Origin of the sequence: Streptomyces sp. NPDC090442 (assembly GCF_044769405.1) — a bacterium.
Lineage (GTDB): Bacteria > Actinomycetota > Actinomycetes > Streptomycetales > Streptomycetaceae > Streptomyces.
The window spans coordinates 1-18,357 of sequence record NZ_JBIVXW010000032.1 but is presented as its reverse complement, the minus strand read 5'-3'; the positions used below and the strand labels follow the sequence as shown (position 1 = coordinate 18,357).

The window sequence follows — 18,357 nt, the reverse complement described above, 5'->3', positions numbered from 1 at the left end:
CTCACGCCCCGATCCGGACGCAGATGTTGGTGGGTTCGGAGAAGAAGTCCAGGGAGTGCTGGCCGCCCTCCCGGCCGACGCCGGACGCCTTCCGGCCGCCGAAGGGGGTGCGCAGGTCGCGCAGGTTCCAGCAGTTGACCCACACGATGCCGGCCTCGATGCGCGGCGCCACCCGGTGCGCCCGGGACAGGTCGCGGGTCCACACCGTCGCGGCCAGGCCGTAGGGGCTGTCGTTGGCGAGCCGGACCGCCTCCTCCTCGGTGTCGAACGGGGCGATGTGGCAGACCGGCCCGAAGACCTCCTCGGTGACCGCGCGGGCGGTCGGCGGCAGCCCGGTGAGGACGGTCGGCTCGGCGTAGAAGCCGTTGTCGCGGTCGTCACCGAAGACCGGGGCGCTGCCGCCGGCGACGACCGTCGCGCCCTCCTCGACCGCCGACCTGAAGTACGACAGCACCTTGTCGCGGTGGCGCGCGGAGATCATCGGCCCGTAGCCGGAGACCTTGCGGGCCTGCGCACCCAGTGCGGTGACGAACCGGTCGAAGAGCGGGCGCTCGACGTAGACCCGCTCGGTGCACAGGCAGATCTGGCCGGAGTGGGTGAACGCCGACCGGAGCGTGCCGGCCACCGCCTCGTCGAGGTCGGCGTCGGCGAAGACCAGTGCCGGGTTCTTGCCGCCGAGTTCGAAGGAGACCGGGGTGACGTGGTCGGCGGCGGCGCGCATGATGGCGGCGCCGGTGGCCGACTCGCCGGTGAAGGCGATGGCGTCCACGTCGGGGTGTGCGGTGAGGAACTCGCCGGCGGCGCCCGGCCCGTGCCCGTGGACGACGTTGAACGCGCCGTCCGGCAGCCCCACTTCGTCGATCACATCGGCCAGCAGCGTCGCCGTCGAGGGGGTTTCCTCCGAGGGCTTGGCGACCACCGCGTTGCCGGCCGCCAGCGCGGGGGCGACCTTCCAGGTGAGCAGCAGCAGCGGGAGGTTCCACGGCGCGATCACGGCGACCACGCCGAGGGGGCGGCGGACGGTGTAGTTCAGTGCCTGTCCGGTGCCGTCGCTCCAACCGGGCACGTCGGTGAGGTAGGCGCGCTCCGACTGGCCGTAGAGCAGGTCGGCGTAGGCGCGGAAGTTGCCGATGGCGCGCGGGATGTCGACGGTGGCGGCCAGTTCGCGGGGCTTGCCGGTGTCGGCCGACTCCGCCGCCACGAACGCCTCGAAGCGCCGCTCGATGCCGTCGGCGATCATCCGCAGCGCGGCGGCCCGCTCGGTCGCCCCGGCCCGGCCCCACGGGCCCCGCAGTGCCTGGCGTGCCGCGCGCACCGCCGCGTCGACCGTCTCGCGGGACGCCTCCGGGACCCGTCCGACGACCGCCCCGTTCACCGGGTCGACGAGCGGGAAGCCGCCGCCGGTGGCCTCGGGCTCCGGGGGTTGGAACGCCCCGCCGATGTAGTGCGCCGGCTGCATACTGATACCGCTCCTCTCGGGTGGTCCCGGACCGGTTTCGCCCGCCGGTCCGTGCGCTCATCATTCGTCGCCCGAGATATGCTCGTCCAATACCAATTCGCAAGCCAGGTATAGCGATTCAGGTATATCGATGTGGGTGTGGCCACGGGGTCGGGCCCGGTAGGGGTGAGGGTGAGATGGACTTACTGAACGGACGGCTCAAGCTGCGGCACCTGGTGCTGGCGGTGGCGATAGAGGAACACGGCAGCGTGCTGCGCGCCGCCGAACACCTGCGGCTGGCACAGCCCGCGGTGACCCGGAGCCTGCGCGAACTCGAAGGCATCCTGGGCGTCGAGCTGTTCTACCGCGGCCCCCGAGGCGCCGCGCCGACGCTCTTCGGCGCCGCCTTCATCGAGCACGCCCGCTCCGTCCTCGCCGAACTGCGCCGCGCCGGCGAACGGATCACCGGGCTCGCCGACGGGGAGGTGGGCACGGTCACCGTCGGCACCCTCATCGCCGGCTCCAACGTACTGCTCCCCAGGGCCATCGCCGCGCTGAAGGCCACCCGGCCGGGCATCACCGTCGTCGTCCACGAAGCCCCCTTCGACACCCAGGTGCCCCGGCTGCTGGACGGCGAGATCGACCTGATCCTGGGCCGGCTCAACCCCATCGACGACCAGCCGGCGCTGCGCCAACTCACCCTCTACCGCGAGCCGGTGCAACTCGTCGCCCGCCCCGACCACCCGGCCCGCTCCCGCCCCGACCTGACCCTCGCCGACCTCCTCCAACACCCCTGGGTCCTCCCGCTCCGGCAGACCGCCCTGCGACAGGAACTGGAGGAGGTGTTCCGCGACGCCGGCCTGCCGCTCCCGGCCAACCGCGTGGAGTGCTCCTCGGCCCTCACCGTCCGCACCCTCGTCCGCGACACCGACATGATCGCGGCGCTCCCGGAACTGGTGGCCCGCACCAACGGCGAGGTCCTCCCGCTGCCCATCCCGCTGGAGCCGGTACGCCGCACCGTCGGCGTGACCCTGCCGGACCGGCGCCCGCTCACGCCGTCGGCCCGGCTGATGCTGGATCATTTGGAGGAACAGGCGGTCGAGTTGACCGGGCCGCAGGGTGAGGCACCGGCGTGAGGGCGCTTGCCTGACGCGGAGCGCGGGCCGGGGCGCCGTTGGCTCGGAGCGGCACAGTCGGGATAGAACGGGCACAGCACGTGTGCGGCAGATCCACCACAGGTGCGCGGCACAGTGCGACAGAGTGCGTAACAGATGCGCGAAGGGTGAGCAGATGACGCAGGACAGCGACCAGATCGTGGCCACGGAGCAGGGCCGGGTCCGCGGCCGGGCCGAGGGCGGGGTGGCGGCCTTCCGCGGCATCCCCTACGCCGCCTCGCCCGTCGGCGAGTTGCGGTTCGCCCCGCCCCGGCCGTGCGCGCCGTGGTCGGACATACGGGACGCGCTGCACGCCGGACCCGCCACACCCCAGAATCCCTCCCGCTTGGAGGCGGTCATGGGCCGCCGCACCCCCGACTGGGACGAGGACGGCTGCCTCACCCTCAACGTCTTCGGCCCGCCCGCGGACCGGCGGGACGGCCCGCCCCGCCCGGTCCTGCTGTGGTTCCACGGCGGCGGCTTCAGCAGCGGCTCCGGCGGCTGGGACTGGTACGACGGCGCCCGGCTCGCCGCCCGCGGCGACCTGGTCGTGGTCACCGCCAACTACCGCCTGGGCGCGCTCGGTTACCTCCACCTCCCGCAGATCGGCGCGGACAACCTCGGCTCCCAGGACCAGGCGGCGGCGCTGCGCTGGGTGCGGGACAACATCGCGGCGTTCGGCGGCGACCCGGACGCCGTGACGGTCGGCGGCCAGTCGGCCGGCGCGTTCTCCGCCCTGGCGCTCGCGACCGACCCGGAGACCAGCGGGCTCGTCCGCCGCGTCCTGCTGCAGAGCGGCCCCTGGGGCCTGCCGCCGCAGGACCCCGCCCTGGCCGCCGAGCACGCCCGGGAATACCTCCGCCTCCTCGACGTGGCCGACCAGCCCGACCCGGGCAAGGCCCTCCGCGCCCTCCCCGTCGAGCAACTCATCGCCACCCACGGCACGTTGGCCATGCAGGTCGCCCAGGCGGGCAGCGTCGCCCCGGCGATGTACCCGGTGCTCGGCGGCGCCGGCAACCCCCATGCCTGGCGTGACGCGCTGGCCGCCGGCGCCCTGGACGGCAAGGACCTGCTGATCGGCACCACCCGCGACGAGATGGCCGCGTTCCTGGGCCTCGTCCCCGCCATCCAGTCCCTCAGCCGCGCCGGCGCCCTGGACACCCTCGCCCGCCTGGCCCCCGGCGACGGCGAGGCCGAGCGGCTCTACCAGCGGTACGCCGACCAACTCCCCGACGCCACGCCGGGGTGGATCGTCATCGCCGCCCAGACCGACGCCGACTTCCGCAGCGGCGCCCTGGAGATCGCCGACCACCACGCCGCCGCCGGCAACCCCACCCACGTCTACCAGTTCGACTACGCCGCCCCCGGCGCGGACAACCCCCTCGGTGCCTGCCACTGCGTCGAACTGCCCTTCCTCTTCGGCACGTTCGACACCTTCGTCGACAGTCCGATGCTCGGCCACCCGGACGCCGCCGCCCGCGCGCTCGGCGACGCCTTCGCCGACGCCGTCGCCACCTTCGTCACCACCAGCACCCCGCAGGGCATCCCGGCCTACGCGCCCGCCACCCCCGACCGCGTCCGCCACTTCGCCCCCACCCCGGTACAGGGCGCCGGGCACTGACCGCGCCCCGGGCCGCCGCAGGCAGCGCCTCCCGGTCAGCGACCGGACAGCCCCGCCACGGCGGCCCGCCGCACCAGCACCAACTGCTGCGCCAGCACCACCACCCCGAAGTAGAACAGCACGGTCACCGCGCCCAGTTGGGCCGTGACCGCGGTGTCGATCAGGAAGTGCTGTCCCAGGCCGACGATCCACAGTGCCGCGGTGAGCACCGTGCCCTGCCGCATCACCTGCCCACCACGCACCGACAGCCGCACCGTGAACGCGCGCACCGCCGCCAGCACCACCCCGACCGCCAGGCTCGCCACGACCAGGGCCCCGTCCCGCCATGACAACGGCGACGAGGTGACGTACGCCCCGGTCTCGACCGCCCCGATGACGAGCAGCACCAGGCCGATCGGGGACCGCTCCCGCAACGGCCGTTCGGCGAGCTGCCGGGAGAGCAGCCACACCAGCACGACGGCGGTGACGGCGAGATTGGTGGTGGTGGGATTGTTCATGACCCCCGGGACCTTCCCTACGACGACGGGCGAGACGGGCGGCGAACACCGCCCGACCACCCCACCCTGCGGCCCGACCGCCGCCCCCGGATCGGCCACCGGGTTGGAGAAATGGGTGGAGAAACGGACGGCGACCGCCCCCTCCGGGCATTCCCTCGCCCGCGATCGCGCAGGATGGAGCCGTGCGGAACGACAACGTCACCCCCAGGAGGCCGGCCGGCGGGTTCCGGGACGGCCTCGACGCCACCCGGCTCCGCAGGCTCGCCCTGCACGCCCTGGGCCTGGCCCTCGCCGTGGTCTTGCACACCGTCACCGCCCACCCGGCCTGGAGCAGCGCCGCGCTCGCCGCGCTGCTCGCCCTGTGGGCGGGTACCGCGGCCTTCCGGCACGTACTGGCGCGTCCCTGGCCGGACGCGGCGTGGAGCGTGCTGCTCGTCGGGGGCGCGGTGCTCGCCGGGCTCAGCCCCACCGACCCCTCCGCGCCGGCGTTCACGGGCGCGGCCGGCCTGTTCCTGCTGATCTCGTCCGCCGAGATCCCGGTGCGCCGGACCGGCGTCGCCCTCGCGCTCGGTGTGGCGGGCTTCGTCCTCGCCCATGAAGCCGCTGGCGGCAGCCCCCGGGTCGCGGTCTCGGTGCTGATCTCCGCCGTGACCGCCGGCGGCTTCGGATTCCTCGCCCGCCTGAACGCCCTCGACCGCCGGGCCGAACGCGGCGCCGCCGAGCGCCGGGCCGAGGACGCCGTACGGGAGGAACGCGCCAGGATCGCCCGGGACATCCACGACGTCCTCGCCCACTCGCTCGGCGGCCTGGTGATCCAACTCGACGCCCTGGAGGCGGTGTCCGTGGCCCGCGGCGCGGACCCGGACGTGCTGACCCGGGTCCGCGGCGCCCGCACCATGGCGGCGGACGGCCTGGTGGCCGCCAAGCGCGCCGTGGACGCCCTGCGCCGGCTCCCCGCAGGCATCGACGCGGCCCTCGGCGAGATCGTCGCCGGCGTCCGCGCCCAGGGCATGACGGTGGACGTCGACGTCCGGGGCGAGCCGTCGCGGGTCCCCGAACCGGTCGGCGAGGTCCTCGCCTCCATCACCGTCGAGGCCCTGACCAACGCCCGCAAACACGCCCCCGGCACACCCGTCGCCGTCCTCGTGTCGGCCGGCCTGGACGCCGTGGAACTACGCGTCACCAACCGACTGCCCCCACCCGCCGAACGCCCGGAGCCCGACATCCCGGGCGGCCACGGCGTCCCCGGCATGCGCGAACGCGCCGAGATCGTCGGCGGCAGCCTGACCGCCGGCACGGCGAACGGAGACTGGATCGTGAAATGCCGAGTGCCTTATGAGTAACCAACCGCCTCAACCAACGCCACCAACCGAACCGACGCCACCGGCTCCAGCGACTTCACGGACCGGCCCGATCCGGGTGATCGTCGTCGACGACCAGGCCGCGGTGCGCGACGGCCTGGTCACCATCCTCGACCACGAACCCCACATCGCCGTCGTCGGCTCCGCGGCCGACGGCGCCACCGCCGTCGACCTGGCCCGCCGACTGGCCCCCGCCGTGGTGCTGATGGACCTGCGGATGCCCGGCGTCGACGGCGTCACCGCCACCCGCACGCTCACCTCCCTCGACCCGGCCCCCGCGGTCCTGGTGCTCACCACCTACGCCGACGACGAGTCCATCGTCGGCGCCCTCCAGGCCGGCGCCGCCGGCTACCTCACCAAGAGTGCCGGACGCGCCCAGATCGTCTCCGCGATCACCGCCACCGCCGACGGACACCGCACCTTCGCCCCGGAGATCGCCTCGGCCATGGTGCGCGGCCTGACGCACCGCACGGCCCTCGAACGCCTGGCCGCGGCGCACGCGTTGACGGTCCAGGAGACCCGGGTCCTCCAACTGCTCACCGAACGCCGCACCAACCGCGCCATCGCCGAGACCCTCTACGTCTCCGTCGCCACCGTCAAGACCCACGTCAACAACCTCTTCGGCAAGCTCCACGTCACCAGCCGCGCGGAGGCCGCGGCCCTGGTCGACCAAGTCCGCGACCAGGGCCGCTAGCCCGCCCCCCCCTCGCCACACCAACTCCCCAGGTCATGGCGACATCACGCACCGGACCGCTGCGGATCGATCTGGAGCAACCCGCCTCCGTGGACGCGCTGTTCGAGGACGTGCCCGCACCCGACGCGGTGGTCTGCTGCGCCGCCAGCGGCCCGCCGGTGTCGCCGCCACCTTCGGAGCCGCGCTCGATACGCCGGTGCGTCACGTCGAGGTGCCACTGAACGACGCCTGGCGCACCGGCCTGACGAACCGCCGCGTCGCACCGGGCATCATCGACGGACTCCACGACCTGTACACCAACTACCGCCACGAGGGCACCGCGGACCTGGGCAACGGGATCCAACGCATCCTCGGCCGCCCGCCACGCTCCGCCGCGACCTTCGCCACGGAACTGCTACGGCCGGCGGCGCTGGGGGGGAGTCGGCAGCGCCGGGCGGTAGGCGGAGCCTGCCGGTCAGGGCCAGGTAGGTGACGAGTGCGGCGGTGACGAGCCAGCCCGGCCAACCGGTCAGGCCCATGCGGAGGGGGTCCAACGCGGCGGTGGGGTCCGCGGCTTGCTTGACCATACCGATGCTCGCCGTGCTCACGAAGGCGTGGGCGAGCACGGCGGGCAGCACGGACCCGGAACGCAGTCACAGCCAGGTGAAGACGGGGAGGACGAGGGTGCAACTGATCAGCATGGCGGGCACGGAGACGTACCACGGCCTGCCCGGATACTGGCCGCCCATCAGGAGCGTCGGAAGGTGCCAGAGAGCGAAGGCGCAGCCGGTGAGCAGATAGGCAGGGAGCAGACGGATGCCGTTCCGGGAGCGGGCCAGGCGCGGGAACAGATAGCCCTGCCAGCCCAGTTCCTCGCCGAAGAAGAGGGGCAGCGACACCACGATCTGGACGAGCATGCTGGCCGCCCATGCGGCTGTCGGCCCCCAGCGCAGTTCGCCCAGCGGGTAGGCGCCCGTCGCGGCGCCGAGGGCGAGTGCGGCGACGGTGAGGCCGGCGGGGACGGCGAGCCCCATCAGGCAGGCCCGCACGCCCCGGCCCCACGGGCGTGGCCAGCGGAGGGCGAGGGCGTCCCGCAGGCGGCCGCCCGGCTCCACCAGGCGGTTGACGAGGATCGCGGCGAGGGCCGGGGCGAACATCGCCGCCGCGATGCACACCTCCGCCAACGAACTGGTCTCCTCCCGCGCGTCACTCCGCTGGAACCCGTCGATCAACAGTGGTGACATCGCTGCCCACATGCCCAGGTTGGCGAGCGTGAGGTATACCAAGGGCCCGCGCCACCGGCGGACGGGCTCCCGCCCCACCGAGAGGGCCGAGACGTTCGTCATGGCGGGGACGCTACGGAGCGTTGAGGGCGCGGGGAATCCGGCTGTCCCCTGTGCCTCCCTTCCCGGTACCTTCAGCGGGTGGGGTGGGGCCAGCCCCAACAGGTCACTTCCGCCGGGGTGTTCAGAGGTGGGTCAGGAGCGCCTCGGTGAAGTGGTCGGTGGAGGAGGTGCCGCCCAGGTCGGGTGTGCGGATGTCCGTCGTGGCCAGGAGGGCGGCGATGGCGTCGGTGATGTCGCCGGCCGCCTGGGGGTGGCCCAGGTGGTCCAGCATGAGCGCGGCCGACCAGATCGCGCCCAGCGGATTGGCGATGCCCCGGCCCGCGATGTCCGGCGCGGAGCCGTGCACCGGCTCGAACATCGAGGGGAACTCGCGCTCGGGGTTGAGGTTGGCGGCCGGGGCGATGCCGATCGAGCCGGCCACGGCGGCCGCCAGGTCGCTGAGGATGTCCCCGAAGAGGTTGGAGGCGACGATCACGTCGTAGTGGTCGGGAGTGAGGACGAGTTTGGCCGCGAGGGCGTCGACGTGTTCCTGGTTCCAGGGGACTTGGGGGTGGGCGGCGGCCCGTTCGGCTACCAGCTCGTCCCAGAAGGGGAGCGTGTGCACGATGCCGTTGGACTTGGTCGCCGAGGTGAGCCGGCCGCCGCGGCCGGCCGCCAGCGTGAAGGCGTAGTCGACGACGCGGGTCACCCCGGCCCGGGTGAACACCGCCTCCTGGACGGCCAGTTCCTCCGGGAAGCCGCGGTTGAGACGCCCACCGATCTCGCTGTACTCGCCCTCGGTGTTCTCGCGGACCACGACGAGATCGACCGCACCGGGGACCGCACCCCGCACCGGACTGTCGATCCCCTCGAAGACCCGGATCGGCCGCAGATTGACGTACTGCCGGAAGGCACGGCGGATCGGGATCAACAGCCCCCACAGCGAGACGTGGTCCGGCACGTCCGGGTGGCCGACCGCACCGAGCAGGATCGCGTCCGCCCCGCGCAGCCGGTCGAGCCCGTCCTCGGGCATCATCGCGCCCTCGCGCAGATACCGGGCGCAGGACCAGTCGTCGTACGAGGTGTAGGCCAGGTCGATGCCGTGCCGACGGGCGACGGCGTCGAGCACGCGGCGCGCCGGGGGAAGCACTTCGGCGCCGATGCCGTCGCCGGGAATCAGCGCGATGCGGTGGGTCGTCGTCATGCGGTCGATTCCAACAAGCGGGGCCGCGGGGCGTCCAAGACATGATGCCGATCTGGCTGATCGGCCTGGGCTATCAGGTAGCGGATCGCAGCCGTCGACGACCGGCGCGGGTGTCCCACGGTGTGCCCGCCGGCGCTGCTGCCACCGGAGGTTCCGTCGTCTAAAGGCCCGTTGCCTGGGGTTCCACTGCCGGCGGGTCGGTCTCCAGCGCGGCCTGGACGAACGCCCGCGCGGCCGGGGACAGTACGCCGCGGCGGCTGACCAGGCCGGTGCGCAGGACGGCGCGCGGTTCGATGTCCAGCACCCGGGCCCCGGCCCGCTCGGCCAGTCCGCGCCAGGACTCCGCCAGTACGGCCACGCCCACACCGGCGAGTACCAGCGGTAGCACGGACACCCGGTGTTCGGTCTCGGCGGCGACAACGAACTCGATGCCGCGCTCGCGCAGACCGTCCACGTACGCCCGCATGCCGGTGCCCTGCTGGCCGACGATCAGCCGCTGACCTGCCAACTCCGCTCCGTCGACGACTGATTGACCGGCGAAGGGCCCGTCGGAATCGCCGCCCGGCGCCACCAGCACGAAGCGCTGCTCGCCGAGGGGGTGCACGACCACGTCCCGGTCCGGCAGCGGGCCCGACACGGCCAGCAGCCCCACCTCGGCCGCGCCGGTGCGTACCCGCTCCACCACGTCCTCGGCGGTGAAGGCGGCCCTGATCGCCACGCACACCCCGGGATGACGTTCGCCGAAGGCGCGCACCATCGTCGTCAACGGTTCCACCGCCTGCGACGGCATCGACGCGACGTCCAGCCGTCCGGTGCGCAGTTCCCGCACGGCCGCCACGCTCGCCCGGGCCGTCGCCAGGCTACGGACGGCCGCCCGGGCCGGCTCGATCAGCGCCTGCCCGGCCTCGGTGAGCACCGCCCGCCGGCCGATCCGGTGGAACAGCTCGCCGCCCAGGTCGCGTTCCAGCCCCCGGATCGCCTGGGACAGGGACGGCTGGGACACATACAGCGCGGACGCCGCCCGGTGGAAACCGCCCTGGTCGACGATGGCGAGGAAGTACTCCAACTGTCGAATGTCCATAGGGCGCATTCTGACGTGGCGGGTGAGGTCTACGGACATCGGTACCGGTACCGGCATGTGCGCAACCGCCGCTACGGGTGGGGCGAACAAAGCCAAGGTGAGCTGCCGTGCGCGTGATTTACGGTGGCAGCCATGACGTCGTTCTCCGAGGGCTGGGACAGCGAGGCGCGGCTGGTCCAGGGGCGTTGGGTGGAGCGCCGCCCACGCAGGCCGGAGATCGCCGGGCAACTGCACACCGAGGTGAGCCTGATGTCGTGGCCGGCCCCGCAACTTCCGCTCCCCGTGCCGGTTCCGGCCGTCGCCCGTGCGGAACCGCTGGTCGCCTGGCACGACCTGGTGCCAGGCGACTCCCTCACGACACCGGATGCCGCGCAGGCCCGCAGTCTGGCCGGCTTCCTGCGCGCCCTGCACACGGCGGATCCGGTGGAGGCGGTGCGCCGTGGCACACCGTCCGCGCGGCAGGTACGCGAGCAACGCGCCACCATGACCGCGGAGTTCGACTCGCGCGTGCTGCCCCTGCTCCCCGCCGAGCGACGAGAGCCGGCGACCGCCCTCCTCGCGGAGGTGGCGGCACTGCCGGCCGACACCCTCGTCCACTGCGACCTCGGGCCGGAACACGTCCTGACGCGCGACGGCGAACTCACCGGCGTCATCGACTTCGGCGACGTCCACATCGGCGACCCCGCCATCGACCTCGCCTGGGCGCTGAACGACACCCCGCCCGCGTTCGCCGCCGCGCTGACCGCCGCCTATCCCGCCGATCCGTAACTCCGTCAACGCGCCCTCCTCTGGTGCCAGTTGGGACCCTGACACGAGGTAACCCACGGACTCGACCTCGACGATGCGGAGATCGTCCGGAACGGACTGGCCGGAGTCCTCGACCGACTGGACGACGGGAGCTGACGCGGCGACGGCCGCCGCTGGGCGGTTCGCGCGGTCTCAGGGGCGCGCCGGCACCACCGCCCACGCCTCGACCTCGGCCAGGAACGCGGGGTTCACCAGACCGGAGACCTTCACCAGCGAACAGGCCGGAGGGTGCGTCGCGTCCTGGTGCTCGTCCCGGACGCGGCGGAACGTGTCCAGGTCTGCCAGGTCGGTCAGATAGACCGTCAGTTTCACCACGTGGCCGAGGTCGGAACCCGCCGCCTTCAACGAGGTCTGCAGGTTCGCGTAGATCTGGCGTATCTGGGCCTCGGCGTCACCCTCGCCCACCAGGCGGCCGTCGGAATCGACGGGGACCTGCCCCGACACCACGACCATCGGCCCGTTGAAGGCCACCGCGTGACTGTAACCGTTGGTGGGCGGCGCCCCCTCGGGCCGGATGAGGTGCTCCATCGTGTTGCCTCCGTTGATTGCGTTGTGGCGAGGACGCTGGCCCGGGGCCGTGTCCGTGTGTGGGACGTGTACTACGTCTGCCCCCGGTCCTCAACTCCGCGCCTATGTAGGCCCGTTGCCGTGCGCCTGATGGGCCCCTCCGAGTCGCCCGTCCCGGCCGCAGTGGGCTACGGCGCTCCGCCCTGCGACGACAGGTCGTCGAGATGTCTGGCCAGAACGTCCACGCAGGTGGGTGGGGCGAGGACCTCCGGATGGAGGACTGAGCTGAAGGCCAGTCCGTCCAGGAGTGCGGTCAGGCGCTCGGTTTCCAGGGTGAGGTCGAGGTCGGGGCGCAGGGTGCCCGCGGCGTCGAGCCGGGTGAGTACGTTGCGCACCAGGCGCCTGGTGGCCTCCGCGGTCTTGCGTGACAGGTCGCGGATGGCCGGGTTGCTGCGGGCGGCGGCGTTGAAGTCCATGAACACGCCGACCTCGGCGCGGCGGCGCTCGTCGAGCGGTAGCAGCTCGGTCAACAGGCCGACGGCGAGCCGGAGTTGCTCCGGGCGGGGGTGGCCGCTCAGGTCGCCGATCCGCTCGACGTGTGCGAGCAGGCGGTCGGAGACCCGGTCGAGCATCGACTGCATCGCGAAGTGCATCAGGTCGTGCTGACTGGCGAAGTAGTGGCGCAGGGAGCCGATGTTGAGGTCTGCCTCGGCGGCGACGGCCCGCAGTGAGGTGCGCTGCAGTCCGTCGCGGACGACGACGCGGAACAGGGCGTCGACCACGAGGCGGCGGCGGGCTTCCGGATCCACGTGCTTGGGCATGGAGCCTTTCTATCACGCTTGTGATACAACGGGGTTGGCGGGGAAATATCACAGGTGTGACAGAACGGGTGGAGGTCTTTCCGTGGAGACGTACCTCAATTTCGTGTTGCTCAGGTTCGGCCTGATCGTGGGCGGACTGGTGGTGCTCGCGCTGCTGGTCTTCGCGGTAGCCGTGGTACTCAGGCGCAAGGGGAAGCTTGAGGACGCCCGCCGGTACGCGGACCCCGTGGTGCGGGCCGGACTCCGGGCCGCCGCCCGACGGTTCGAGGACGGCGGGAGGTCCCGGGACTCCCGGACGCGACGCCGGGACGGCCGACGGTGAGCGGGCTGGCGATGGGGTCCTCCGAACTCCTGCACCACCTGCTGATCGACCGGGCCATCAAGATCGCCATCGTGGCGGCGGCCCTGGGCGTGGTCGCGTTGGGGATGGCGGCGATCTGGCGCTGGGCCGGACGGTCGCGGAGCCGGCGGGAAGGAAACCGGAATGCCTAGTCCGTGCCGTCCGTTGTTGTCGATCATGAGGGCAATCGCACTGCAGGAGTACGGGGGACCGGAAGACCTGGAGCTCAGGGAACCGCCGGCTCCGAAGGCCGTCCCCGGCGAGGTCCTCGTCCGGGTCAAGGCGGCGGGGGTCAACCCGGGGGACTGGAAGGTCGCCGCCGGTTACCTCGACAGCGCCATGGAGGCGCGCTTCCCCCTCATCCCGGGCTGGGAGGTCTCCGGCGTCGTCGAGGCCAGAGGTTTCGACGCCACCGAGTTCGAGGTCGGCGACGAGGTCGTGGGCTACATCTGGAAGGACTGGGTGCAAAACGGCGGCTATGCCGAACTCGTGTCCGCCCCGGTGCGTACGCTCGCCCGCAAGCCCGAGTCCCTCAACTGGTTGCAGGCCGCCGGGCTGCCGCTGGCCGGACTGACGGCCTACCAGGCGATCCAGCGGCTCGACATAGGCAGCGGCGACACTGTGCTGATCCACGCGGCGTCCGGCGGCGTCGGCACGTTCGGCGTGCAGATCGTCACTGCTCGTGGAGCGCGCGTCATCGGCACCGCCGGCGGGCGCAATCACGACTACCTCCGTGGGCTCGGCGCCGAGCCCGTCACCTACGGCGACGGCCTGTCCGGGCGGGTGCGTGAGCTGGCACCCGACGGCGTCGACGCGGCACTCGACTTCGTCGGCGGAGACGCGGTGGCCGTCTCCCGCGACGTACTCAAGAACCCGAACCGGGTCGCCTCCATCGTCGATGCCACCATCACCGAGAAGGGCGGTCACCACGTGTGGGCCCGCCCCAACTCGGCCGACCTCGGCGTACTGTGCGCCCTCGCCGACTCCGGCAAGCTGTCCGTCACCGTCGACCGCACCTTCCCTCTGGCAGCGGCGGCCGACGCCTGGCGAGCCGTCCAGGAAGGCCACACCCGCGGCAAGATCGTGCTGGACGTCGACGCGAACTGAGCCCGGTCCTCGCCAGCACGCGAGCCCGGTTCCGAGGAACCGGCCAGAACCGGCTGACCATGACAAGGCTCCAACTACCCGGACAACACCAGCGCGTTGAGGACCAGGCCGAGCGCACCGATCTGATCCTCCATGCAGTCCTGGTAGCGCTGCTAGAGGCGCCCTCTCCGCCGCCGTCGCGGGCCCCGGCATCCCGGCCACCACCTTGGTGGGTCGGTGGCAGACCGAGGCGGCTGGTCGCTCCGCCCAGACCACGTCCCAGGCCGGGCTGGCGCAGGCCAACCCAGGTACCGAGAGCCGGTCGCATCAATCGCGGTACTTGGCGCCCGCCAACCGGTGGACCCCCTCGGCGAAGAGATCCGCCGGGAGCTGCCCGGCGAAGCCGATGGACCAGGTGTCGGTCGTGCGGCCTTCCGTGCCGGGGCCGATGGCCAACACCACCGACCTGCGGTCGGACCGCACGCGACGTGACCGCCCAACTCCTGGACGCAGACCGACTCGCCGGGCTCCGACATGTCCCCCGCCCCTCCCGAACAACGTCTCCGTGCACGGTCTCCATGCAAGGTCTTCGTGGCAAGTCCTCGCGCTCATTGGCCGCCGCAGCCGTGTCCTCCGCAACCGTGGCCGCCGCCGCAGCCGTGCCCTCCGCCGCCGTGGCCGCTTCCATAGCCGTGCCCTCCGAAGCCATGGCCGCTTCCGTAGCCGCCGTCCCCGCCGCCCCAGCTCTCGGACCTGCCGTACCGATGACCGCGCGCCCCGCTACCGCCGCCCCGGACTGTTCGCCGCGCCGAATAGGTCCGTTCCTGCTGGCGTAGACGCGCAGCCCACTGCTCGTCCCGCTCGCGCCGTTCCTGCTGCTCCTTGCGGATCCTCTCGCGTCGGGCGGCGTCCCGCGCCGCGCCGTCGGCCGGCTGCCACGGGTCGAGGCCGTGGCAGCGTCGGGGGAGCAGCGGGGCAACCATGACACCCGCATACGTGTGCTCCGACGCCCGGTACGCGGTGCGTTCGAGGACGGCGTACTCCAGGGCGACCTCGGCGCCTTCCCGGAGCGTGCCGTACAGGACCGCCTCGAAGGGTTCGCTGCGCGGGTCGATGTCGTAGTGCCCGTCGCTGACTTGGTAGGTCGAGCTCGTGCCCAGAAGGCGCGCCGCGCGGTCGGTGTCCCGGTCCCGGGGGAAGTACGCGATCAGGGGCCGCCCCGAGGTGGTGCGGGCGTCCGGGTACAGCCAGTGGTAGCCGTCCGGCGCGATCCGTACGCCCACCAACAGAGCCGGCTGGGGCTCCGCTTGCAGGCGGCGTGCCGCCCGGAAGGCAACGTGGCCGCGCCCGTACACCGTGGTGCCGGCGACGAGGAACAGCAGGGCGGCGACCTGCTGTCCGACGGCGTTGTACGCGGGTGCGCGATCCGGCGCCGTCAGGCTTTCGACGAGACCGTCGGTGAGGAGGGCGCCGGCGATGAGGCAGAGGACGAGTCCGAGGTAGAACTGCGGGTACCCGCGGTAGTCGTCCGTCTCGGGCACGCGGTCGGGGAGTTCGAGACGGCGCGGGCCGGCCGCGGCGAGCGCGAGCGCCCGCTGCCTGCGACGGGCCCGAAGTCGCAGGCACGCGCCGGTCAGGGCCCAGGCGGAGGCGGTCAGGGCCAGGACGTATCCGCTTGTGGCCAGGTGGTCGTCGGCGTCGGGCGACGCCACGGACGCCGCCGCGTCCACCGCGACCACGACCGCCGCCGGCACGGTCGGAACCGGCAGGTACCGGTACCACAACGGCAGCGCGGCCAGCAGAACCATCGCGGGATATCCAAGCCAGTCGGTGCCGCCGGGCGCGGCCCAGCCACCGCTCCAACGCGAGGTCGAGAACCCGGACGTCAGCAAGTACGAGACGGCGACCAGGACGACGAGGACCCAACTGCCCCCTACCGGGGCGAAGACCGCTGGGACGCGAGCCCTCCTCCAGCACTCGGCGTCCGCGACGGACCAGGACGCCACGCCCCCCTCGGGCAACGCTCCCAGAGGCAGACGCTTGACGTAGTCATCCACGGCCCACTCCTTCTCCTTTCACAGCACGCGCCGGACAGCCGCGGCTGCGCACCGCCCCGCCAACTTCGGTCACGGCCACGGCTTTGGACGACAGACGGCTGTCCCGAGGTCTGCCGGCGAGTGCCGCACCGGACTGCGACGACGCACCGGTGCACCGGAGCCCGTGAGGAGGCCGCGCTCTGGTCGAGCAGTTCCCGCCCGAAAGGTGTGCCCGAGGACGCCCATGGTGGGAGCGGCCGATGAAATCGCCGTGAAGCAGCGGAAGGGGTCGCCGGTCGAGGGGCAGCCGCCCCGCGCACCGCCTCGGCTGATGGTGGTGGTGCCTCGTCGCCGGCGAACGGGTTGGGCAATCGACAGCCGATTCGGCCGATCCGAGCAAGTGACGTACAGTTGAGCCTGCCGTCGCGGGGTGGAGCAGCTCGGTAGCTCGCTGGGCTCATAACCCAGAGGTCGCAGGTTCAAATCCTGTCCCCGCTACTTGGAAGGGAAGGCCCGGTAATCCACCGGGCCTTCCCTGTTTTCGCCGCGGGGCCCCGCGCGTGACGGCGTACCGCAAGCACGCCCGCGAGGGCGCCTTCGCGCCGTCCTGCTGTAGTGGATCTCTTCCTGGGACGGTTGGCTGCTCCTCGACGGCCACGACCGGGCCACGACCGCGTTGGCGGAGGACAGGCAACCGGGCTGCGTGGCACTGTCGATGCAGCAGCCAACCACGACCAACACCTTCAACGAACCGTGGGCAAGCCTTTGTTCCGGCGAGACCCCTCCCGGACAGGCATCCGCTACGAGCTGCCGCTGAGGCTGGTGGCCCAGACCTCGACGAATGCGCCCTGGCTCACGTGGTCGACCTCGAACCCGGCACCGGCCACGGCATCGGCGAACGCCTCGGCGTCCCAGACCGTGTACCAGCGGCGCCCGTCGGGCTCATCGAGCCAGCCGGTGCGGCCGACGGACTTGAGGCACGCGTACAGCTTGCCGCCGGGGCGCAGCAGCCGGGCGAACTGGCCGAGTACGTCCACGGTTTCGGACTCGCGCAGGTGCACCAGCGAGGCGCAGGCCCAGATCCCGTCGAACGCCCCCGCCCGGAACCGGGACCCGACCTCACGAAGGTCGCACTGTGAGGTGGGTGCGTGGGCATCGGCCATGGCGACGAACACCGGGTTGAGGTCGATGCCCCGGGCACTGTGACCATGGGCGGCGAAGCGCGCGAGGTCGCGTCCGGGGCCGCATCCGGCGTCCAGGATCCGCGAGGGCGTCGGCAGCGAGTTGGCGAACCGCTCGACCCGATCGGCCATCTTGGGGGCGTGATGGGCCGCGTAGTCGTCGGCGTGGTCGCTGTAGACGGCGACGGACTCGGCAGCCGGGTCGACCAGCGGCTCCCTACCGCTGTTGGTGTTCGGTGAAGTCACTCGCAGATCCCGGGGTGGCTGGTCTGGCATCGGGCCTTCTCTCCTGGGCAACGCAAGAAGCCTCGGGGCACCCCGTGTATGGCGGGAAGCTATCCCGGATACCTCGCCCTACGCGCACGCGGAAGGAACGAAAGCCCAGGACCCGTGGGTTCGGGAATTGGTGGGTTTCGCGAGTTCGAGGGTCCTACGGCGCGAGCGTACGCCCACCGCTGCGCCTCAGGCCGAGGCATCCGTGGGCTCGGCTGGCGCACGACGATGCTGGGCGAGCCGAAGCGCTTCGGCCTTGATCTCGGCATCGACCTGTTTCGATGTCCTGTCGCCGTATTCGAGAATGTCGTACTCATCGTCCAGTTTAGCGAGACGCTCAACCAGGGGCAGCCCGTGCCCAAAGCGTTGGTGGATCCGCAACGCCAGTTCCCTTGGCGTCAGTTCACCGGCCAGCATCTGGACGGCAAGCATGCGCGCGGCCGCTTCCCGTCCGGCAAGGCTGCCAACTGGGTAGAAGACAAGGTCCAGTTCGTCGAGTGCTAGCGGAAGGAGGTCAGGAACGTCGTAATCCGCCTCCGCGCGTGTGCACGCGGCCAATATCCGCAAGGCGGAAGTGTCGAGGCCCGCAACGAGTGCGTCACAGGCTCCAGCGACGATATCGATTGCGCAGATCTCGCCAATGCTCCAGAGAACGGCACGATCCTGAAACCCACGGGCTGCTGACTTGGTCGACGGCATCTGTCCATGGTCCCTTCACCAGGTCGAGTAGGGCGAGCGGATTTCACCGCGCCCCCTACTCGACCGCCCCTCCCGATCGGCGAGATCACAGCGCTCGCCGGCGAGCTCCGTCCACGAGGACGACCTCCACCCGTCCCCCCCCAGCCCACAGGCACGATCTAGGTCGTGTCTTCAAATGATCTTGGGTGGTGGATCATGGTGGGGTGATACGTCGCCATGAACTGTCGGATGCTGAGTGGGAGTTCGTCCGGCC

21 protein-coding genes and 1 tRNA gene are annotated in these 18,357 nt (G+C 72.0%); 11 read left to right on the top strand and 11 right to left on the bottom strand.

Annotated elements, in window-relative coordinates; all coding sequences use genetic code 11:
- Nucleotide 1: 1 nt before the first annotated feature.
- Nucleotides 2–1,459, bottom strand: a complete 1,458-nt coding sequence (locus tag ACIQU6_RS22650; RefSeq protein ID WP_403483472.1) for a 2-hydroxymuconic semialdehyde dehydrogenase — start codon at nt 1,457–1,459, stop codon at nt 2–4.
- Nucleotides 1,460–1,635: 176 nt separating this feature from the next.
- Between ACIQU6_RS22650 and ACIQU6_RS22645 the strand changes: the two genes are divergently transcribed.
- Nucleotides 1,636–2,574 (top strand): LysR substrate-binding domain-containing protein, encoded by a 939-nt coding sequence (locus tag ACIQU6_RS22645; RefSeq protein ID WP_403483471.1) that lies wholly within the window; start codon nt 1,636–1,638, stop codon nt 2,572–2,574.
- A gap of 154 nt (nt 2,575–2,728) precedes the next feature.
- The gene (locus ACIQU6_RS22640) at nt 2,729–4,213 is read left to right on the top strand and encodes a carboxylesterase/lipase family protein (protein ID WP_403483470.1); all 1,485 of its coding nucleotides are present in this window, start codon (nt 2,729–2,731) and stop codon (nt 4,211–4,213) included.
- Nucleotides 4,214–4,248: 35 nt separating this feature from the next.
- On the opposite strand, the gene ACIQU6_RS22635 is transcribed toward ACIQU6_RS22640, so the two are convergent.
- A complete protein-coding gene (locus ACIQU6_RS22635; protein ID WP_403483469.1) occupies nt 4,249–4,710 on the bottom strand; it encodes a hypothetical protein in 462 nt (153 codons plus the stop codon).
- Between the two features lie 182 nt (nt 4,711–4,892).
- Between ACIQU6_RS22635 and ACIQU6_RS22630 the strand changes: the two genes are divergently transcribed.
- The 4 genes from ACIQU6_RS22630 to ACIQU6_RS22615 all read left to right on the top strand — a co-directional run bounded on the left by ACIQU6_RS22630 (nt 4,893) and on the right by ACIQU6_RS22615 (nt 7,237).
- A complete protein-coding gene (locus tag ACIQU6_RS22630) occupies nt 4,893–6,053 on the top strand; it encodes a sensor histidine kinase (protein ID WP_403483468.1) in 1,161 nt (386 codons plus the stop codon).
- A 76-nt stretch (nt 6,054–6,129) separates the two neighbouring features.
- Nucleotides 6,130–6,765 (top strand): response regulator, encoded by a 636-nt coding sequence (locus tag ACIQU6_RS22625; RefSeq protein ID WP_403483467.1) that lies wholly within the window; start codon nt 6,130–6,132, stop codon nt 6,763–6,765.
- A 35-nt stretch (nt 6,766–6,800) separates the two neighbouring features.
- Nucleotides 6,801–6,986, top strand: a complete 186-nt coding sequence (locus ACIQU6_RS22620) for a hypothetical protein (protein ID WP_403483466.1) — start codon at nt 6,801–6,803, stop codon at nt 6,984–6,986.
- Nucleotides 6,962–7,237 carry a hypothetical protein gene (locus ACIQU6_RS22615; RefSeq protein ID WP_403483465.1) on the top strand — a complete coding sequence of 92 codons (276 nt, stop codon included), beginning with the start codon at nt 6,962–6,964 and terminating at the stop codon, nt 7,235–7,237. Before ACIQU6_RS22620 ends, ACIQU6_RS22615 begins: the two co-directional genes overlap by 25 nt.
- A gap of 160 nt (nt 7,238–7,397) precedes the next feature.
- On the opposite strand, the gene ACIQU6_RS22610 is transcribed toward ACIQU6_RS22615, so the two are convergent.
- From ACIQU6_RS22610 to ACIQU6_RS22600, 3 genes are all read right to left on the bottom strand, one after another.
- Nucleotides 7,398–8,090 (bottom strand): type II CAAX prenyl endopeptidase Rce1 family protein, encoded by a 693-nt coding sequence (locus ACIQU6_RS22610; protein ID WP_403483464.1) that lies wholly within the window; start codon nt 8,088–8,090, stop codon nt 7,398–7,400.
- Nucleotides 8,091–8,211: 121 nt separating this feature from the next.
- Entirely contained in the window at nt 8,212–9,273 is a 1,062-nt protein-coding gene (locus ACIQU6_RS22605; RefSeq protein ID WP_403483463.1) for a tartrate dehydrogenase, read from the bottom strand.
- Between the two features lie 160 nt (nt 9,274–9,433).
- Entirely contained in the window at nt 9,434–10,354 is a 921-nt protein-coding gene (locus ACIQU6_RS22600; RefSeq protein WP_403483462.1) for a LysR family transcriptional regulator, read from the bottom strand.
- 132 nt (nt 10,355–10,486) lie between these two features.
- Between ACIQU6_RS22600 and ACIQU6_RS22595 the strand changes: the two genes are divergently transcribed.
- Nucleotides 10,487–11,122 carry an aminoglycoside phosphotransferase family protein gene (locus ACIQU6_RS22595; protein ID WP_403483461.1) on the top strand — a complete coding sequence of 212 codons (636 nt, stop codon included), beginning with the start codon at nt 10,487–10,489 and terminating at the stop codon, nt 11,120–11,122.
- A 171-nt stretch (nt 11,123–11,293) separates the two neighbouring features.
- On the opposite strand, the gene ACIQU6_RS22590 is transcribed toward ACIQU6_RS22595, so the two are convergent.
- Entirely contained in the window at nt 11,294–11,689 is a 396-nt protein-coding gene (locus tag ACIQU6_RS22590; RefSeq protein WP_403483460.1) for a RidA family protein, read from the bottom strand.
- Between the two features lie 167 nt (nt 11,690–11,856).
- Nucleotides 11,857–12,489 (bottom strand): TetR/AcrR family transcriptional regulator, encoded by a 633-nt coding sequence (locus tag ACIQU6_RS22585; protein ID WP_403483459.1) that lies wholly within the window; start codon nt 12,487–12,489, stop codon nt 11,857–11,859.
- A gap of 82 nt (nt 12,490–12,571) precedes the next feature.
- On the opposite strand from ACIQU6_RS22585, the gene ACIQU6_RS22580 reads away from it, so the two are divergent.
- From ACIQU6_RS22580 to ACIQU6_RS22570, 3 genes are read left to right on the top strand one after another with little or no spacing between them, the layout of a single operon-like run.
- A complete protein-coding gene (locus ACIQU6_RS22580; RefSeq protein ID WP_403483458.1) occupies nt 12,572–12,811 on the top strand; it encodes a hypothetical protein in 240 nt (79 codons plus the stop codon).
- A complete protein-coding gene (locus ACIQU6_RS22575; protein WP_403483457.1) occupies nt 12,808–12,981 on the top strand; it encodes a hypothetical protein in 174 nt (57 codons plus the stop codon). The genes ACIQU6_RS22580 and ACIQU6_RS22575 overlap by 4 nt, the downstream gene beginning before the upstream one ends.
- A 25-nt stretch (nt 12,982–13,006) precedes the next feature.
- A complete protein-coding gene (locus tag ACIQU6_RS22570) occupies nt 13,007–13,936 on the top strand; it encodes an NADP-dependent oxidoreductase (RefSeq protein ID WP_403483456.1) in 930 nt (309 codons plus the stop codon).
- Between the two features lie 306 nt (nt 13,937–14,242).
- Here ACIQU6_RS22570 and ACIQU6_RS22565 read toward each other — a convergent pair whose 3' ends face one another.
- A complete protein-coding gene (locus tag ACIQU6_RS22565) occupies nt 14,243–14,398 on the bottom strand; it encodes a hypothetical protein (protein WP_403483455.1) in 156 nt (51 codons plus the stop codon).
- Nucleotides 14,399–14,523: 125 nt separating this feature from the next.
- A complete protein-coding gene (locus ACIQU6_RS22560) occupies nt 14,524–15,972 on the bottom strand; it encodes a hypothetical protein (RefSeq protein ID WP_403483454.1) in 1,449 nt (482 codons plus the stop codon).
- A 403-nt stretch (nt 15,973–16,375) separates the two neighbouring features.
- Between ACIQU6_RS22560 and ACIQU6_RS22555 the strand changes: the two genes are divergently transcribed.
- Nucleotides 16,376–16,449: transfer RNA gene (locus tag ACIQU6_RS22555), tRNA-Met, on the top strand.
- Between the two features lie 302 nt (nt 16,450–16,751).
- On the opposite strand, the gene ACIQU6_RS22550 is transcribed toward ACIQU6_RS22555, so the two are convergent.
- Together ACIQU6_RS22550 and ACIQU6_RS22545 are read right to left on the bottom strand one after the other, a co-directional pair.
- Complete coding sequence (locus ACIQU6_RS22550) at nt 16,752–17,378, bottom strand: class I SAM-dependent methyltransferase (protein WP_403483453.1); 627 nt, start codon at nt 17,376–17,378, stop codon at nt 16,752–16,754.
- A gap of 216 nt (nt 17,379–17,594) precedes the next feature.
- Nucleotides 17,595–18,104: a hypothetical protein gene (locus ACIQU6_RS22545; RefSeq protein ID WP_403483452.1), complete on the bottom strand. Its 510-nt coding sequence runs from the start codon at nt 18,102–18,104 to the stop codon at nt 17,595–17,597.
- Nucleotides 18,105–18,357 lie beyond the last annotated feature (253 nt).

Excerpts from the sequence above, each read along its gene's own strand:
- ACIQU6_RS22650 (WP_403483472.1), bottom strand. The coding sequence starts at position 1,459 with ATGCAGCCGGCGCACTACATCGGCGGGGCGTTCCAACCCCCGGAGCCC.
- ACIQU6_RS22645 (WP_403483471.1), top strand. The coding sequence starts at position 1,636 with ATGGACTTACTGAACGGACGGCTCAAGCTGCGGCACCTGGTGCTGGCG.
- ACIQU6_RS22640 (WP_403483470.1), top strand. The coding sequence starts at position 2,729 with ATGACGCAGGACAGCGACCAGATCGTGGCCACGGAGCAGGGCCGGGTC.
- ACIQU6_RS22635 (WP_403483469.1), bottom strand. The coding sequence starts at position 4,710 with ATGAACAATCCCACCACCACCAATCTCGCCGTCACCGCCGTCGTGCTG.
- ACIQU6_RS22620 (WP_403483466.1), top strand. The coding sequence starts at position 6,801 with ATGGCGACATCACGCACCGGACCGCTGCGGATCGATCTGGAGCAACCC.
- ACIQU6_RS22610 (WP_403483464.1), bottom strand. The coding sequence starts at position 8,090 with ATGACGAACGTCTCGGCCCTCTCGGTGGGGCGGGAGCCCGTCCGCCGG.
- ACIQU6_RS22605 (WP_403483463.1), bottom strand. The coding sequence starts at position 9,273 with ATGACGACGACCCACCGCATCGCGCTGATTCCCGGCGACGGCATCGGC.
- ACIQU6_RS22600 (WP_403483462.1), bottom strand. The coding sequence starts at position 10,354 with ATGGACATTCGACAGTTGGAGTACTTCCTCGCCATCGTCGACCAGGGC.
- ACIQU6_RS22595 (WP_403483461.1), top strand. The coding sequence starts at position 10,487 with ATGACGTCGTTCTCCGAGGGCTGGGACAGCGAGGCGCGGCTGGTCCAG.
- ACIQU6_RS22590 (WP_403483460.1), bottom strand. The coding sequence starts at position 11,689 with ATGGAGCACCTCATCCGGCCCGAGGGGGCGCCGCCCACCAACGGTTAC.
- ACIQU6_RS22585 (WP_403483459.1), bottom strand. The coding sequence starts at position 12,489 with ATGCCCAAGCACGTGGATCCGGAAGCCCGCCGCCGCCTCGTGGTCGAC.
- ACIQU6_RS22570 (WP_403483456.1), top strand. The coding sequence starts at position 13,007 with ATGAGGGCAATCGCACTGCAGGAGTACGGGGGACCGGAAGACCTGGAG.
- ACIQU6_RS22545 (WP_403483452.1), bottom strand. The coding sequence starts at position 18,104 with ATGCCGTCGACCAAGTCAGCAGCCCGTGGGTTTCAGGATCGTGCCGTT.